Source organism: Candidatus Devosia phytovorans, from assembly GCA_029202405.1.
Taxonomy (GTDB): Bacteria; Pseudomonadota; Alphaproteobacteria; order Rhizobiales; family Devosiaceae; genus Devosia; species Devosia phytovorans.
Map to the genome: position 1 here is coordinate 1,162,066 of CP119312.1, position 15,355 is coordinate 1,177,420.

Annotated in this window: 19 protein-coding genes and 1 tRNA gene; 14 read left to right on the forward strand and 6 right to left on the reverse strand. The window is 58.4% G+C overall.

Going from position 1 to position 15,355, the window contains the following annotated elements; all coding sequences use genetic code 11:
* Positions 1 to 5 precede the first annotated feature (5 nt).
* From P0Y65_05885 to P0Y65_05920, 8 genes are all read left to right on the forward strand, one after another.
* Positions 6 to 1,907: a hypothetical protein gene (locus P0Y65_05885; protein ID WEK05786.1), complete on the forward strand. Its 1,902-nt coding sequence runs from the start codon at positions 6 to 8 to the stop codon at positions 1,905 to 1,907.
* Between the two features lie 3 nt (positions 1,908 to 1,910).
* Positions 1,911 to 2,219: a hypothetical protein gene (locus P0Y65_05890; GenBank protein ID WEK05787.1), complete on the forward strand. Its 309-nt coding sequence runs from the start codon at positions 1,911 to 1,913 to the stop codon at positions 2,217 to 2,219.
* Positions 2,220 to 2,399: 180 nt separating this feature from the next.
* Positions 2,400 to 2,843 (forward strand): MucR family transcriptional regulator, encoded by a 444-nt coding sequence (locus P0Y65_05895; GenBank protein WEK06739.1) that lies wholly within the window; start codon positions 2,400 to 2,402, stop codon positions 2,841 to 2,843.
* A gap of 1,053 nt (positions 2,844 to 3,896) precedes the next feature.
* Complete coding sequence (locus P0Y65_05900) at positions 3,897 to 4,571, forward strand: hypothetical protein (protein ID WEK05788.1); 675 nt, start codon at positions 3,897 to 3,899, stop codon at positions 4,569 to 4,571.
* Positions 4,572 to 4,604: 33 nt separating this feature from the next.
* Complete coding sequence (locus P0Y65_05905) at positions 4,605 to 5,108, forward strand: hypothetical protein (GenBank protein ID WEK05789.1); 504 nt, start codon at positions 4,605 to 4,607, stop codon at positions 5,106 to 5,108.
* Positions 5,109 to 5,191: 83 nt separating this feature from the next.
* Positions 5,192 to 5,566 (forward strand): hypothetical protein, encoded by a 375-nt coding sequence (locus P0Y65_05910; protein ID WEK05790.1) that lies wholly within the window; start codon positions 5,192 to 5,194, stop codon positions 5,564 to 5,566.
* Positions 5,550 to 5,894 carry a hypothetical protein gene (locus P0Y65_05915; GenBank protein WEK05791.1) on the forward strand — a complete coding sequence of 115 codons (345 nt, stop codon included), beginning with the start codon at positions 5,550 to 5,552 and terminating at the stop codon, positions 5,892 to 5,894. Before P0Y65_05910 ends, P0Y65_05915 begins: the two co-directional genes overlap by 17 nt.
* Before the next feature lie 774 nt (positions 5,895 to 6,668).
* Positions 6,669 to 6,893, forward strand: coding sequence for a hypothetical protein (locus P0Y65_05920; GenBank protein ID WEK05792.1), 225 nt, complete (start codon positions 6,669 to 6,671; stop codon positions 6,891 to 6,893).
* A gap of 796 nt (positions 6,894 to 7,689) precedes the next feature.
* Here P0Y65_05920 and P0Y65_05925 read toward each other — a convergent pair.
* The gene (locus P0Y65_05925; protein WEK05793.1) at positions 7,690 to 7,893 is read right to left on the reverse strand and encodes a hypothetical protein; all 204 of its coding nucleotides are present in this window, start codon (positions 7,891 to 7,893) and stop codon (positions 7,690 to 7,692) included.
* 177 nt (positions 7,894 to 8,070) lie between these two features.
* Positions 8,071 to 8,457 (reverse strand): hypothetical protein, encoded by a 387-nt coding sequence (locus tag P0Y65_05930; protein ID WEK05794.1) that lies wholly within the window; start codon positions 8,455 to 8,457, stop codon positions 8,071 to 8,073.
* A 176-nt stretch (positions 8,458 to 8,633) separates the two neighbouring features.
* Here P0Y65_05930 and P0Y65_05935 point away from each other — a divergent pair, with 176 nt between their 5' ends.
* Positions 8,634 to 9,113, forward strand: coding sequence for a hypothetical protein (locus P0Y65_05935; protein WEK05795.1), 480 nt, complete (start codon positions 8,634 to 8,636; stop codon positions 9,111 to 9,113).
* Here P0Y65_05935 and P0Y65_05940 read toward each other — a convergent pair.
* The 3 genes from P0Y65_05940 to P0Y65_05950 all read right to left on the reverse strand — a co-directional run bounded on the left by P0Y65_05940 (position 9,100) and on the right by P0Y65_05950 (position 10,304).
* Positions 9,100 to 9,783, reverse strand: a complete 684-nt coding sequence (locus P0Y65_05940; protein WEK05796.1) for an SOS response-associated peptidase — start codon at positions 9,781 to 9,783, stop codon at positions 9,100 to 9,102. The two genes, P0Y65_05935 and P0Y65_05940, sit on opposite strands and share 14 nt — an antisense overlap.
* A 1-nt stretch (position 9,784) precedes the next feature.
* Positions 9,785 to 10,054 carry a hypothetical protein gene (locus tag P0Y65_05945; protein ID WEK05797.1) on the reverse strand — a complete coding sequence of 90 codons (270 nt, stop codon included), beginning with the start codon at positions 10,052 to 10,054 and terminating at the stop codon, positions 9,785 to 9,787.
* Positions 10,055 to 10,160: 106 nt separating this feature from the next.
* On the reverse strand, positions 10,161 to 10,304 hold the full coding sequence (locus P0Y65_05950; protein ID WEK05798.1) for a hypothetical protein: 144 nt from the start codon (positions 10,302 to 10,304) through the stop codon (positions 10,161 to 10,163).
* A gap of 231 nt (positions 10,305 to 10,535) precedes the next feature.
* On the opposite strand from P0Y65_05950, the gene P0Y65_05955 reads away from it, so the two are divergent.
* Positions 10,536 to 10,787, forward strand: a complete 252-nt coding sequence (locus P0Y65_05955; protein ID WEK05799.1) for a hypothetical protein — start codon at positions 10,536 to 10,538, stop codon at positions 10,785 to 10,787.
* A 298-nt stretch (positions 10,788 to 11,085) separates the two neighbouring features.
* Here the strand turns inward: P0Y65_05955 and P0Y65_05960 are convergent.
* Positions 11,086 to 11,170 (reverse strand) — tRNA-Tyr (locus P0Y65_05960).
* Between the two features lie 437 nt (positions 11,171 to 11,607).
* On the opposite strand from P0Y65_05960, the gene P0Y65_05965 reads away from it, so the two are divergent.
* The 4 genes from P0Y65_05965 (at position 11,608) to P0Y65_05980 (ending at position 15,338) form a co-directional block, all read left to right on the forward strand.
* Complete coding sequence (locus tag P0Y65_05965) at positions 11,608 to 12,324, forward strand: hypothetical protein (protein WEK05800.1); 717 nt, start codon at positions 11,608 to 11,610, stop codon at positions 12,322 to 12,324.
* 108 nt (positions 12,325 to 12,432) lie between these two features.
* On the forward strand, positions 12,433 to 13,653 hold the full coding sequence (locus P0Y65_05970) for a polysaccharide biosynthesis/export family protein (GenBank protein WEK05801.1): 1,221 nt from the start codon (positions 12,433 to 12,435) through the stop codon (positions 13,651 to 13,653).
* A 10-nt stretch (positions 13,654 to 13,663) separates the two neighbouring features.
* Positions 13,664 to 14,428, forward strand: a complete 765-nt coding sequence (locus tag P0Y65_05975) for a family 16 glycosylhydrolase (protein WEK05802.1) — start codon at positions 13,664 to 13,666, stop codon at positions 14,426 to 14,428.
* Positions 14,429 to 14,444: 16 nt separating this feature from the next.
* Positions 14,445 to 15,338 carry a polysaccharide pyruvyl transferase family protein gene (locus tag P0Y65_05980; protein ID WEK05803.1) on the forward strand — a complete coding sequence of 298 codons (894 nt, stop codon included), beginning with the start codon at positions 14,445 to 14,447 and terminating at the stop codon, positions 15,336 to 15,338.
* Positions 15,339 to 15,355 lie beyond the last annotated feature (17 nt).

Sequence of the window (15,355 nt, forward strand, 5' to 3'; positions counted from 1 at the left end):
ATCTCATGCCACTCGAAACTTGGTACTCAACCGGCACTGTGTCGGTGGAGGGCGGCAGCACGACCGTCACCGGCACCGGCCTCTTCTGGGGCGAGGATGCCATCATGCCGGGCGATCTGTTCGCTGATCCCGCGCAGCCGCTGGTCCCGCCACAGCGCGTCAAGGAGGTGACAGGCAACGCCGAGTTGGAGCTTTGGGCGCCATGGCCCGGCGCAGACATGGCAGCGGACCCATACGAGATCCGCTATGTCGGCATCATCGAGCGCTCGACAGCCCAAACCCGAAAGGTGCTGGAGCAGTTGGGCGAGATCAGCGCTTATTTCGACGTGCAGGTGAATACGCTGGCCGATCGTGCAGCCTTTGATGCTCGGCCAGCTGGTTATCGCGTGCTGGTGTCCGACGTCGGCGATGGCCGCGCCGAAATCTTCTCGAAGATGTCCAGCGTCAATGCAGACTGGAGCGATGGCGCGCCATTGGGCGAGATCGGTCCCGAAGGTCCACGCGGTCCAAGCGGCATCACCTGGCGCAACAGTTGGGACAGCGTGACCGTTTATGCCGCCCAGGATGGAGTGCTCTATAACGGCTCATCTTGGCGCGCCAAGCAAGCCAGCACCAATCAGGCGCCGCCGGCACTCCCCGACATCGAGAATACCTATTGGCATCTCGTCTCACAGGCTGGCGCCAACGGCACAGGCACCGGCGACGTAGTTGGTCCGGCGTCATCTGTCAGTGGACGCATTGCGTTGTTCAGCGGCACGACAGGCAAGCTGCTGTCGCAAGCTGGGTTGCTCATCACTGATCTTGAGCCGGCTCGCACGCTTGCAACGCTTGCCGAAGCCCAGGCGGGAACTGGCACGACGACCAGGGGATGGACGCCTCAGCGCATTGCCCAAGCCATCCTTGCTCTCTCGCCACCCACCGACACCTCGGATCTTGAATTCACCGTTTCGCAGCTTGCCATGCTCATGGCTGATGCAAATAACCAGGCACAGTTCTTAGGTTCGAACGGCAATCGCTTCGCCGATAGCCTCGATGCTCTGACTTATGTCGACGTCGCAGGTGCGACCAATCTGGATAGTTCCTTTTCAGGCCTGCTTAAGCCCAGCCTTGCGGCAGGGATTCTTATCCCGCGGACAACGGGAATTGCTATTGGCAATATGACCGCTGCTGCGGGACTGTCAGCAGCATTCGATGGGGCAACCTCACAAGCCTCAGGTTCGTGTGCGGGCTACACCGGAGTCGGCACCTCAAACGCCGCCTTCATCGGAAAAAATTATAGTGCCTCTCCGCAGAGAATATCTTCGGCAGTTGTTTTCGGAAGTAACGAAGCGGGCCTTTACGCCGGTGCTGATCCGGCAGTCGTTCTGAATCTTCGCGGCAAGAATGGATCAGCACCAACGAGTGCAACTGACGGTGTTTTGATCGGTAGTCTATCTTTCGCAGATACGGCAAATGAAAGCGCTGGCCGAACAATCGTTTGCACAGACCTCAGTACCGCTTGGGATTATGTGTTTGTTCAGTTGACCAGCAACTATGCGGGTAATATCGGCCACGTCGTCGCGGAGGTGCAATTCTACCCTCCAGGCGCGCCTAACAATCTATCCGTCAGGTCAGCTGCTTTCACTGCCGCTTCGGTTCCGGCTCGTATGAAGTCGCTAATCAACGTTCGCGAGGTCGAGGCTGCAGTGGCCGGGACAGACTATCTGCTCGATTGCAGCCGCGATAGCGGCGCGACCTGGACACCGATGGCTCTGACAGAGCGCTACACCTCGGGCAACCTCCGCGTCGTCGAGACCGCCGAAACAGACGTCTCGGGCCAGCCGTCCGGAACGTCGCCTCGCTGGCGCTTCCGCACCCTCAACAACAAGAACGTCGAGCTGCATGACGTCTATCTCTACTGGAGCTAATCCGTGAGCTATCTGCACGCGCCTGACGATCTGCCGCGCCTTCCACATCTGGAGCCAGATCAGTTCTGGTTTATCCTTCGCGCCTCGGGTCAGGAGCAGCAGCTTCTGACTTGGGTTGCCAACCTGAATGATCCGGGCGCCGAGGAGGAGCCAAACCCCGGATACGACCCGATGGAGTGGGCGCAGGTCTCGGCGAAGCTCCAGTTCGCCAAGTTCTTCGAGCGTGACCATCCGATGGTCGAAGGCGCGCGTCAGGCGCTGGGGCTGTCGCCGGAAGAGCTCGACGCGCTGTGGCAGTACGGTGCGGGCTAACATGCTTCCATATGTTTGGCGTGGCCCTCAACTTCCATAGTCCCGGACGACTGGGTGTTGACGCAAATAAATGATGTGGCAAGTACCGACGCAAATTAACAAATTTCTATAAAGACACTGGCGAAACGCTAAATTTCAGGCATTCTGCATTGAAATATTCTTCGGGGCTCAAATATGGATATGCCGATCGACAGAAGTTTGAATGACCGCCGCCTTGTGATACACGCCGCAGGTATCGTCGCTTCATATGTAAGTAACAATGCTGTCGAACCAAATGACTTGGTCAGGGTGATCGCTGACACTCATCGAGCACTGATTGCGATCTCGGCGCCGCCGCCCGCGCCGGAAGACGCCAAACCAGATTCTGCACTTTCAAAGAAAAAGACGATCTATCCAGAGTACCTGATCTGCCTCGAAGACGGGCTGAAATTCAAAACTCTGAAACGCCATCTTGCATCACTGGGCATGACGCCGCAGGAGTACCGAGCAAAGTGGAACTTGCCCTACGACTACCCGATGGTCGCAGCAAAATATGCTGCGCGTCGTTCCGAACTCGCGAAAAAGACAGGTCTCGGGGCAAAAGGCAGTGCCGCAAAATCGGCAGTTAACAAGAAAACGCCCTAGGGTCACGGCGACGACCCTAGGGCGCACAGCGCATAGTCTGGAGACTCTGTCGCTGATCCTAAAATCTACAAGACTGACTATGGTTGCTTAGGAATATCGCCGACATATCGAATTGTTAGCCAGACAATCAAGACAGCCAAGCAGAGCAAAACAATTTGGCCAACCCAAATTGCTAATCGCGACACCCCTTTATTTGCGTGAGCTTGTTTCATCGCCAAGTAACGGCGGGAAGCAGATTGGGTTGCTTAGTTTAAATCATAAGAGATCGCGTAAAACCAAGACGCCCGCCTCGTGTGATGAGACGGGCGTCCTCCCGAGCAGGCACTCAGGATGTGCGCGGGCATCATTGCAAGCGTACAAGGATTATAGACCTAACGCCTGAACGGCCTATGAATTTGCTGTTCAAATGACGCAGGCCGGGAAGGCCAAAAAAAGCAAATGCCCCAGACCACCTGACAGGGAAAATCTGGGGCACTGGGCGCGAACGCGTTTGGAGACGGGCGCCAGCAATCTAACTCAGTAAATCACCGAAGGTTGCCGGCAAGCACCTTCACTTCCTTATATCATTAGAGAATTCCCATGAACTTCGTGGCCTCTGGACGACGCCTTGGGCAAAGGGAAGTCTACCGGCCAAGAGCGATGAGTATTCGCCTTTACACTTCGCGGAATAAATAGTTTTCTCCGTCCGCCCGGACGGGAATACGGTCGATAGGGAGGGCGCTGCTATGCTAGCCGCCCTCCTTTTTCATTCTAAGGTCAGTCTTCATACCGTTCGAACAGCGCGACCTTAACGGGGTAAGACAGTACGATCTTCTCTCCGCAATTCTCACACTCATAGAACTGGACGGCTTTGAACCATTTCCCGAGGCATGTGCGAGGGGTGCTGCACCGCGGGCAGAGGTAAGTCATCGACACTGAGTTCAGTTTCGGTGAGAGCGCCATTTTTTGGCTACGGGCGACGCTCTGCATTGGATTTGCAGAGGCTCCGGAAGTTTCTGCGTCTATCCGCTGTCGACCGGCGGTCTTTACTTTCACTCATCACAGGAGGCCGCCATGGCCCTAAACGACGCGTTCTTCAGCGCGGTGCGGTCGTCGCTCTATGGCGGCTCGTTCAACCAGGTGCAGGTCAATGCGCTCAATGCCATCGGCGCTGCATGGGAGCAGTATGGCGACGGCGACAATCGCAAGTTGGCCTATATCCTCGCCACTGCTCATCACGAGACTGGAGCCTTCAAGTGGCTCCATGAAATCTGGGGCCCGACCGATGCGCAGCGCCGCTATGAGGGCAGGGCGGACCTTGGCAACACTCAGCCGGGCGATGGCAAGCGCTATATGGGGCGCGGCTTCGTGCAGCTCACCGGCCGTCGCAATTATGCTGACTGGTCCAAGCGTACCGGCCTCGATCTGATCGCCAAGCCTGACCTTGTCGTCGAGCCTGCGGTGGCGGCGCGCATCCTCGTCCAAGGCTCAATGCTCGGCACCTTCACAGGCAAGAAGCTCGGCGACTATTCGGTCTTTAAGGATATGCGCCGGGTGATCAACGGCACCGACAAGGCTGACTTGATCGCCGGTTATGCCGAGAAGTTTCTGGCGGCCCTCAAAGCTGGCGCATCGGCTGAACCAGCGTCAATGGTTCCCGCTGAGCCCGCAACACCCAATGCTGACGTGATCCGCCAGCAGATCAAGATCATCCGCGCCGGTCTCGACGCGCTTGAAGCCGCGCTCTAGGCGCAAAACCACCTCACATCATCGGAGAATACCATGCGAACGATCTTTCGGGCGGCGATTGCTGCTGCTGTTCTTCCTGTCCTCTGGCCAGTTGCGGCCTTCGCCCAAGCCGTCTATGCGGATCCTGTCATCCTCACCGAGCAGACCTTCACCCAGCAGCTGCTGACGGCCATTCTGCCGGCGCTGGGACTCGTCATCACCGCTGTGCTCACCTGGGCCGCCAATGAGCTCCGCAAGCGCACCGGCATCGACATCGAGGCGCGGCACCGTGAAGCCCTGCAGTCCGCGCTGGTGAACGCCATTCTCTATGCTCTGCAGCGGGCAAGGTGGGTTGCTGGTCAGCCGACTGATCCGCTGCTCAACGTCGCCCGCGGCTATGTCGAGCATTCGGTTCCTGATGCGCTGGCGAAGTTCGGAATCGATACCGCCACCTCGACGGGCAAGGCCATGCTCGATCGTCTGCTGACACCGCACCTGCCGCTTCCCGCCGGCACTGTCATGCCCAACGGCGACAAGCTGGTCGGCCGGGCCAACTGACCATGAACCAAATCCCGCACTCGGGCCCGGGCCTCTGGATCCAGATCCAGCACAGGTTCGGGCCGCGCATGATGGAATGGTTCATGGCCTTCCATACGGCTTTGTTTGGCGTGGTCCTGCTGACATCGACCGACCTCTTCACGCAACCGGCTTGGGCTGGCTTCCGCAGCATCTTCCCCTCCGAAGCATATCTCGGGTGGATCATGGTCATCCTCGGCGCCGCACGGATCGGCGGCCTTATTGTCAACGGCGCCCGAAAACACGTCACTCCGATGATCCGGCAGGTCTCCGCCGGTGTCGGCTGCCTTATCTGGTTCGGCATCGTCTATGGTTTCGCGACCTCTGGCGTCGTCAGCACCTGGCTTGCCATCTATCCGCTCTTCGGCATCGGCGAGCTGGTCAATATTCACCGCGCTGCGCACGACCAAGGGGAAACTCGGCATGGAAAAGCTGCTTGAACTGCCGCCGTTGGCGATCATCACCTTCGGCGCGGTTCTGGCTGTGATCTTCGGTGTTCGGTACCTCGGCTTATGGCAAGGTCAAAACTCCGGCCCGGCGGCCTCGGCTGGCGCCGCGCAGGTGGCTGCGGTCATCGTCGACCCTACAGCCCTCAATGCCGCCGCTGGCGAGGTCGCGGGGCTCGCTATGGCTGTAACGGAAGCCAATGTAACGGCCAGGGCTCACACTGCCGCCACGGATCGCCTGGCCGACAAAGTCGATGAGCTTTCGGGCAGGGTAGACCGACTGACCGATAAGGTGGTCGACGCTGCGGCGAAGATCAGGTGATCTGCGCGTGCGGCAGCAAGCTCGAGCTATCAGTCGCCAGGGTCGGCGGCCGGTGGTTAGGGGTCACGCGGTGTCTGCCGTGCGATAGGTCGGGGAGGTGGCTGGCAGTCGGCGAGTGTTCCGCACCTGCCGACCAGTGTGCATAATGTTTTTGCAGTGCCGTGCACTGTAGCGCGAGCGACATCTCACCGGAGTGGGGCGGACAAAGGTGAGGGGGCCGGGGCAATTCCAATCATCCCCCCGGCCACTTTTCAGCCCTCGACTGATCTAGGCATGGCGTAGGGCCCTCAGGACAAAGGATGGCATTTACAGCCCGCGCCGTAACCCCGCCAAAACTAGCAGGGTTAACGATTGCTCGACCGAGGAACGATTAGGCGTATGCTATCTGCCATTGCTCAATCGATTCCATTGCCCTCAGCAGCCATTATGACCTCCGCCGAAGCCGACCAGCTAATAGTCCTAAGTCGTCACAGTCTGAAGCGATTTCGACAGCTCGCAGCCGCAGGCCATCGAGCAACCGCGGCTAACCTTCCACTCATCGAGAAAGAGCTGAGCGTATTGAACCACATCGCTCATAATTATCCAGACAAGGTGAGCAAATTCCTCGGGCTGGTAGGCGAATGGCTTGAGCTGAGAGACAGCATTCGCGTTACCTTGCACTGATCCGGAAGTCTTGCCTTCCCAAGGCGAACCTAAGTGAGTTCGGATTCAGCGGTTAGCATGATCATTGGGAACATTCAAACCGAAAGAAGATCACGATTCCTTGGAGGCCAAGTGTCCCGTACCTACAAAGTCATCGACCTGCGGAGCACCATCATTGATCCTGAACCAATGATGGTTACAGCCTCGACACCAGAGGAAGCCGTCAGGCTGCAACTCGACCTTGAATTGGTGAGAGCGGGGGAAAGGGGAGATCTTCTTGCCCGGGTGTACTGGACCGAGCGCAGTGGTGTCACCAATATGGTCAGGCTCTACCGACGGGTGCGGGGCACCGCCTAGTTTCATCTACTGCCTCTGTATGGGAGCACAGATCCAGTCAAGCGCGGGCAGCGCAATCGAGATCACGGGTCGTTTCGCTCATTTTTTCGATACCTATCTCTCGCAGCCTTATAGGCGACGCTCTCTTTAGACGATCGATGACTGTTGTGGGTCATTCCGATGTAGAGTGCGATGGCAAGGACAAACGCGCCAAAAGACAGCAGTATCACCCAGAAAGTTGAGCTAATTTCCATCAGCGTAACTCCTTTGCCCGCTAATCCCTGAGACTGGCGTTGGTTGCTTGGCGGAGATGTTAGGGAACGACGTCACCATGGTCAGGCTATAACGCCGGTTGGGTCGCACAACATAGTTGGATCATCCCAGCGCCACTAGCTATCGAGCCACGTTCAGTTCTTCCTCTACCTCACCCAAAAACTTGGCCCACATGGGTCTGCCTTCGTGTAGGGCATCAGGCGGGATGCGAAAAGCCTCGCACCTATCACGGCAGGCCTGTTCTCTTGGATCTTTCGGGTTACGAGGGCGGAGCTTGTCCACGATGGGGAGTGCCTTTCGTGACTATCGAGTTGGTGCGATCCGGAAATTGTCACCTCGCAGGTATGGCTGACGCGGTGATCCACACATTGTGCCCACGCATCCGCAGGAAAATTGACAGGGCGGAAACGGACACGTATTCGTTCGGAAGCTATTTAGCGCTGACGTTGTGTACGACCCTATCAACAAGATATTGCCTGACGGGAAGAAGCCAGAGCCGCTAAAGCGTGCATCCTCCAAATATGCCTGAGGAAAGCTGGGAGCCTTAATCGTCAGTATCGGCGTCGCCAAGATCATTCAAGAAATCTGCCTGCTGTTCGGCTGCTCTACGTTTCATTGCGCAAAGCATGACGCCTTGGAAAACAGCCGTCCTGCCAGTACCGCGATCAACAACTTGAAAACTTTGATCGATGTCGGCTTCGACGACATATCGGCGCGTCACATCGCTGGTAGGTAGGTCTTCATCCATGATTTCTCCTAGCTCGCGAACTGGTACACCGGAAGAATTTATTTGGTCGCGGCTTCCGATTCAGGCAGATGTCGGGGATGCCGATGACAAAACGCCGTTCCCGCAAGCCGAAGATCGACTTCCTCAAAGCCAGCCAGAACGCTGAGCGCTTCCGCGTAGGGCTGGCAGTCGCTCCGATCAAGCCGCCTTACGTGCCGGCCCGATAGATTCAACATTCGCGCCGTACGGGATCGAGCCGCCGAACTCGTCGGTAGGCATGGCTATCTCCGCTTCGCTAGCGAACGTAGCCATAAGGTCGATGAATCCTGCATCGCCCTCCCATGAGAACGCGTTGAGCTCTGGCCAGTCGCGTAGCTCAGCGATCTTCGCCGTGATGTCCTTGGCGCGATCTTCGCCCACCGTCAGCACAGCCATGCTCGACCCGCTTGGGTAATGCATCACAACCCAGAGGTCTTTGGCTGACGCATTTTCTTCCCAATCATAGACTTTCACAAGCAGCACGCCGTTGTAAGCCATGGTGATATCGCCGAGATCGTCGTTCATCGGCATCCAATGTCTGGTCATCGTGATCGCTCCTGTCTTGACTCTGCATGTCCCATTCGTGAGAACATAATGAGAACGTTCAGCCGACGAGTCAACCATGCCCGAGCCCATCCGAACCATCGAAGACGTGCAGCACGGCGGGCATGCGCTCTATGCCATTTGCCGAAACGCGGGGTGTCGGCATTCCAAGAAGGTTGATGTTCAACGGCTCCTGCACACCGTTCCGGCGCAGTCCCGGCTTCGGCCAAGGCCCGCACGAGCGGCACTTCACCGACAGCATGCGCTGCGACCATTGTCGGTGGCGCGGCGTCTATTTGTGGGTTGAGCCGGCCGAGCAGAAGCGGCAAATCCTGCAGAAGTCCGGGCCCGACAAATCGTCCAACTATCAGGTCAGGGACTGGGGCCAAAGCTATCCCTACAATGCCTCGGTGATCATCGCGACGGCCGACAATCTATTCGTGGCGAGGGGCGCCTATATCGCTGCGGCAGGCTTTTATTTCGACCATCGCATTACTCTGCAACAAGGCGCGTTCGTCATGGGCGACACCAAGCGAGATGGCCTTCCCAATGTGATGACCCACGAGGACTTCAAGCGAATGCGCGAGATCGAGAGCGGCACACTCTCGTTGGAAGAATTGGAAGTCTTCGGACCGACGATATCGGCTAAAGCGAGTTGATCACAGGCTTCTTCGTGTCGTCGCCTTCATATCGGCTACTGTTGACCAAACGGTCAACCCTATGGATTTCGAGCTGACTATCTATCTGAGCGCTTAGCAAGAGTGCTTTCGCATCGCTGCCTTGAATGCGAGTGTCGAGCCAGGTGTTATAGGCGTCCGGCGAGAGCATTACCGGCATGCGAGTGTGGATGTGCTCGATCTCCGGTACGGCCGGCGCCGTGATGATGGTGCAACTCGTGACACCCAAGTTGTCATTGCGCGCCCATATGCCGGCAAAACTGAAGCCCGTTCCATGAGGAAGCTGTAGAAGCCACGGATCCTTTCCGCCGTCTACTTCGCTTGTCGTCCATTCGAAGTAGCCGTCGGCGGGGATCAAGCAGCGGCGGGACTTGAAGCCCTCGCGGAATGCGCCTGACGTATCGACAGTTTCGATGCGGGCGTTGAACATCGCGGCTTTCGGAAGATCGATCGCGTAATGAGGAACCAGCCACCACCGTCCCCGGTTGAGCTCCATGTTCCCGGCTTTGTCGAGGTGAGCAAAGTCCACAGTCTGCGTCGGGGCGATATTGAACCGGGGCTGGCTATTGGTTTCTGCCGGTGGCGCATTGTGGATCGAATAGAGGGCGTGGATTTGTGCCCAAGTCATCTCATTGGTGAAGCGTCCGCACATCTTAGTTCACAGCTCCCCATTCGTCTTTCCAGACCATATCCTCCGGCTCGCAGAGCACATAAACCGTGTTCCTGCCCTGCTCGTCAGCGAGAGTGGTCGCTAGGACCATTGCAGCGGGAATGTCGAGCGGACCTTCGTCGCTGACAATGTTGCCCTCGGCCATCCAGATCACGCCGGCTGACGGTTCGTCACCGCCTTCGGCCGCGACGGACACTAGGATGGAATCGGTGAGTTCAGCGGCGTCGTTTTCGGAAATTCGCTTGAAATTCATTGTGGTCTCCGTTTCTATGGGCACAACGCGAACGAGCGGATTTCGTTGACAGGCTCAATCCAATCCTTCGATCTCTCGCAGTTTGCCCCATTCACGCCGCCTAGTCTCACGGCGCTGGATGAAGCTGACCGTGGCTGCGCTCATCCCAAACCTGCACCTGGCGAACGGCCTTCTTGCCTGCATCAGTTGAGGGCATTGGCTTTCCAGTCGCGTCGACGGTTGTGACGATGGTGATGGTATAGAATGGCATTCGCGTCTCCGATTCTCTCAGCATAGCGAAGCCCATGCCTTCCGAATACGTTCCATCCGGTCCGCCACTCCTCCGAGGCAACACCGAAGTCGTGCCTATGGCGCCGATTTATTCGTGCGAGGTGTGCGGCTACAAAGGCGCTCCCTTCGGCCAGAAAAAGGGCGACGAGGTCTTGAGCTTCTGCGGATGGGTTGCTGGCCACCCGGAATGTGTCGGTTAGGGGAGGCAGCATTGACGCAATATCAGGTCATCGATCTTCGCTCAGCAATCATCGACCCTGAGCCGGTCAAGGTAGAGGCGGGAAGTCCCGAGAAGGCTGCGGAGAAAGTCTTGGGCATTCACCTGGTCAGAAGCGGCGCGCGGAAGGATCTGGTCGCTCGCGTGTACTGGCAAAAGACCAACGAGCCAAAGAATATGGTCCGGCTATACGCTCAGGTTGTCGAGAACCGGATAAGGACACGGACGACCGCGGAACCAAGATGATACGCGCGCATTCATGTGCTCGGAGCCTGGTGCTTGCGGCTGATGACGCTACCGCGAAGTGCTGGGCTCCCACCAAAGCCGCCGCGTGATCCAACAGAGATCATGAGAGGCGGCTTTCTTTTGCGGTGCAGACAAGCCCGGCGATGTTCAGCCAGGCCCGCAGAGGCTGATCGGTACCGATAGCAGGCAGCCATTAACGACGCCACGACCATAGACGGAACGCAAGAATGGCTAACCGGAAAAACCGGTTGGCTAACCCGCTTCTAAGTCATTGATTTGATGAGAGCCCAAAGGGCGATGGTGGAGGGGACTGGATTCGAACCAGTGTACGCTAAGCGGTCAGATTTACAGTCTGATGGATTTAACCACTCTCCCACCCCTCCACAACAACGTCGCTTGGGTAGGAAACGAAGCGCCGGGGCGTTTCGTCGGGCGGTTTATGGTGGTCTGATGACAGAGTGTCAACTCCCCTCGCAGGCCTGTCGAAAAGAAATCGACATGGCCTGTGCAAAAGCGATCCCACACAGTCACTTACGGCGAGCTCTTGCGGTTTGAATGCTGGCGCCGACGGGCGTCAGTTCAAATCAACGGCAAATGTGCATGGAAACATTGAGTGTTTCGCATGGAACGGGCGGGCAAACTCGTGGCTTATTGCTATCGCGGCAGTTCACCCTGCAACCGGCACAGAAGGCGGCCAGCCACCAAGTTACCCTATTTTTGACGCGTTTCGCCACGCGTCAGGCCAAGAGAGGCCCCGGTTTTCCTGTCGAAGGTAACGCCTCCGTGATGGATATCCGAAACGATTGCGAGGCCGTGCAGCATGCAAATCTCTACCCGCTATACGCTCAACGAATTCGTCCGTGATCCGAAGGATTGGCAATTTACCTGGGGTTTGAAGGACGATGTGCGGCTTGAAAGCTGCTGCGACTTCTGCGGCCAGCAGGAACAGAGATTGACCTATGAGGTGGCGCGGGGAGACGACCGGATGTGGGTCTGCCAGCGCTGCGTTGGCCGCTATCCGATTGGCGGGGAGCGGGAGGGCAATGTGCTCGATCTACGGGCGGCTCGCGATTACATTCATGGCCTCACCGCACGTCTGAAGCAGCGGACCTGCCACGACATCATCCGCGAAGTGCAGTGTTTGAGCGCCGACCCGGCCATGGAAGAAACCCTGGTCTACTACGAGCGCAACCTGATGCTATCGCCGCAGCGGGCCGCGGTGCTTTTCGCAGCGATGACATTGCTCACAGAAAGAATCGACGTGCGGATCTTCGAGATCCAGACGCGCAGCAAGGCGCATCAGGACGAATTTGGCACTCTTGCCGATGCCGAGCGGATGATTGTGTGGCCAGCCTTGTCGGCGCAGCAGCGTCGGCGGCTTGTTTCGCTTGGTCACGCGCCCTCGAGTGTAGTCAACAAACGGGGGCGGCTTCGGCCCGAAATCCAAATCGAGTTGACCGGCTCGTGCATGTCTGCGTTGACCGCATCGGCAGACATGACTCGTCGACCAGATAAGTTAATCAAAACAACAGTTTAGTCATTTCACTCTGGCCGCATGCCTTGCGGCTTAAAGGGTCCGCTGCCCCATTGCGGGCACGATCGGACCCGACCATCCTCGTAACGCGATCAGACGCAAGGATGAGATATGCATCTCGCCCCAAACCACTTTCGATCTCTGGCTTTCGGCAGCGCCCTGGCGCTGGTCCTGGCGAGCCCGCTTCTTGCAGCCGAGCCCTATGTGCTGGGTATCTCCGACAAGTTGACCATCAAGGTGGTGCAATGGAAGGCGGCCGAATCCAGCTTCGAGGAGTGGACGGCGCTGGGCGGCGACTATGTGGTTGGCGCCGACGGCAATGTGAATTTCCCCATGGTGGGTTCCACCGAGGGCGCGGGGCGCACCAGCGCCGATCTCGCCAACAGCCTGGGCACGGCCCTGCAGCAGACGCTGGGCCTGACAACGGCGCCGACGGTTACCGTGGAAGTATCCCAATATGGTCCGATTTATGTTTCGGGCGACGTGGCGGCGCCGGGGGAATATCCGTTTGCACCCAATCTCAATGTGGTGAAGGCGCTGGCCCTGGCCGGCGGCGAACGGCGCAGCGCCGAGGCCTCGGCGCGACCGGAAAAGGAAATGCTGAGCACCGCCGGTGCGCTTGATGTGCTGCAGGATGAGTACAATCGCCTTTTGGTGCGGCGTGCGCGGCTTGACGCTGAATTGGCCGGGCAGGAGCAGATCGCTGTGCCTCCAGAGCTGGCGTCGCATCCGGATATCGAATCACTGATGGCGGCGGAGACGGCCATCCTTGAGGCGCAGCAACGGCAGGCGCAGGTGCAGACGGCGTCACTGTCCGATCAGGTTGGCCTGCTGACCCGGCAGATCGATGCTTTCGGCCAGAAACAGACCAGCACGGAGACCCAGCTCGTCTCGGCCAGGGAACAGCTTGATCGGGTGACGACCCTTTCCGACGACGGCCTGGCGCTCTCGTCGCGCGTGGCTTCGCTTCAAACCAATGTCGCCGATCTTGAATCGCGGATGCTCGATACGGAAACGGCCAACCTTCAGGCGCAGCAGGACATTGCCGCCGCCAACCGTGAACAGGCCCGGATCGCCGACCAGAGGATTTCCGATCTGTCGCTGGAGCGCCAGACGGTGGATGGGCAGATTGGTGCCCTGGCACTGAAGATCGCCACGCAGCAGGGCTTGGTTCAGGAAGCTGCGCTGTACACGGGTGTCGCCGTGGCGGGCGAGAACGCGCCGACCTACGCCTACACAATCATTCGGGGTGGCGAGGAAATTGCCGCTGAACAAGGAACACCCCTGATTGCCGGCGATGTCGTGATGGCGCGCCTGCAATTGGCACAATGAGGGGCGCATCATGAAGTGGACCATCTGCTTTGCCGCATTGGCTCTGACATCGCCGGCCCTGGCGCAGGAAGCCTTCTTTGACGATTTCGACAGCCTCAGCTCGTCGCGCTGGTATGTGTCGGACGGCTGGAGCAACGGAGCCCATCAGAACTGCACCTGGTCGACCAGCCAGGTGACCGCTGGCAACAGCACGCTGAAGGTCGGCTTTGCGCCTGTGCCCAAGGGCGAACGGCAGTATAGCTGCGGCGAGATCCAGACCAAGACGGCCTATGGCTATGGCACCTATGAGGCGCGGCTCAAGACACCCGCTTCGTCCGGGCTGAATGCAGCTTTTTTTACCTATATCGGCCCGCAGCAAAGCAAGCCGCATGACGAGATCGACTTCGAAATCCTGCTCAAGGACACGAGCAAGGTCGAGACGACGACCTTCGTCAACGGCAAGAGCGGTGACGGAGAGATCGGCAGCGGTCAGTCCCATGACCTGCCACAGCCGTCGGATGCCGAGTTCGTCAACTTTGCCTTCACCTGGGAGCCTGACCAGTTGCGCTACTACATCAATGGCGAGCTGGTCCGCACCATGGATACGCCAGCCACCATTCCCACCAATCCGCAGCGCATTTTCTTCAGCCTCTGGGGCACGGATACGCTGACTGACTGGATGGGCCCGTTTACGCCGGTTACGGCGCCGATTGCCATGGAAGTGGATTGGGTGGCCTTCACGCCGCAGGGCGCGGAATGCGCCTTCGACGACTCCATTCTCTGCCAGACAAACTAACCCAAGAGGACGATTGATGAAGCTGGTATTCTTTCGCGGCAAAGTGCCGAACTTCGGAGATGAACTGAATCTCCATGTCTGGCCGGCACTTCTGCCCAAGGGCTTTCTCGACGAGGACGACAGCGAACTGTTTGTCGGCATCGGCTCCATCATCGGCAACAATCTGAACCCCAAGTCGCGCAAATATGTGATGGGTTCGGGCTATGCCGGATATATGGGCCTGCCCGACGTGCATGACGGGACCTGGGACATCCGCTTCCTGCGCGGGCCCAATACCGCCCGCACGCTCAAGGTGGATCCGAAGCTTTCGGTCTGCGACAGCGCCGTGCTGCTGCGAGCCATGGAATTGCCGGCGCCGGAAAAGAGCACCGGCATTGCCTTCATGCCGCATTACGAGAGCCTCGAACGTGGCGACTGGGCGGGCGCCTGCGAAATGGCCGGGATCACGCTGATCGATGCCACCGAGCCTGTCAGCAAGGTGCTGAGCCAGATCCGCGGCGCGAAGCTGCTGATCACTGAGGCGATGCATGGCGCCATCGTTGCTGACGCGCTGCGAACGCCCTGGATCGGGGCCAAGCCGATCTATGGTGGTCACCATCGCAAATGGCTCGACTGGTCGGGTGCGCTCGATCTCGACGTTCGCCTCAATGAACTCAAGCCGACCAGCGTGCTCGAATATTACATTGGCCGCACCAATCGCGGTGGCGAGTTGGGCAAGGTGGGCAAGTTCAATCGCTCGGCTCTGGCGACCATTCCCAACCGCATCCTGACCGCTTCGGCCGCCCGGCACCTGCAGAAGATGGCAAAACTCGAGCCACAGCTCAGCAGTGACGCCAAAATTGCGGAAGTGACGGAGCGGGCACTGGCAGCGGTCGATGGTTTCGTGCGCGAGCGGCAGGCCGTCGCCTGATATTCAGCACAGTTTCG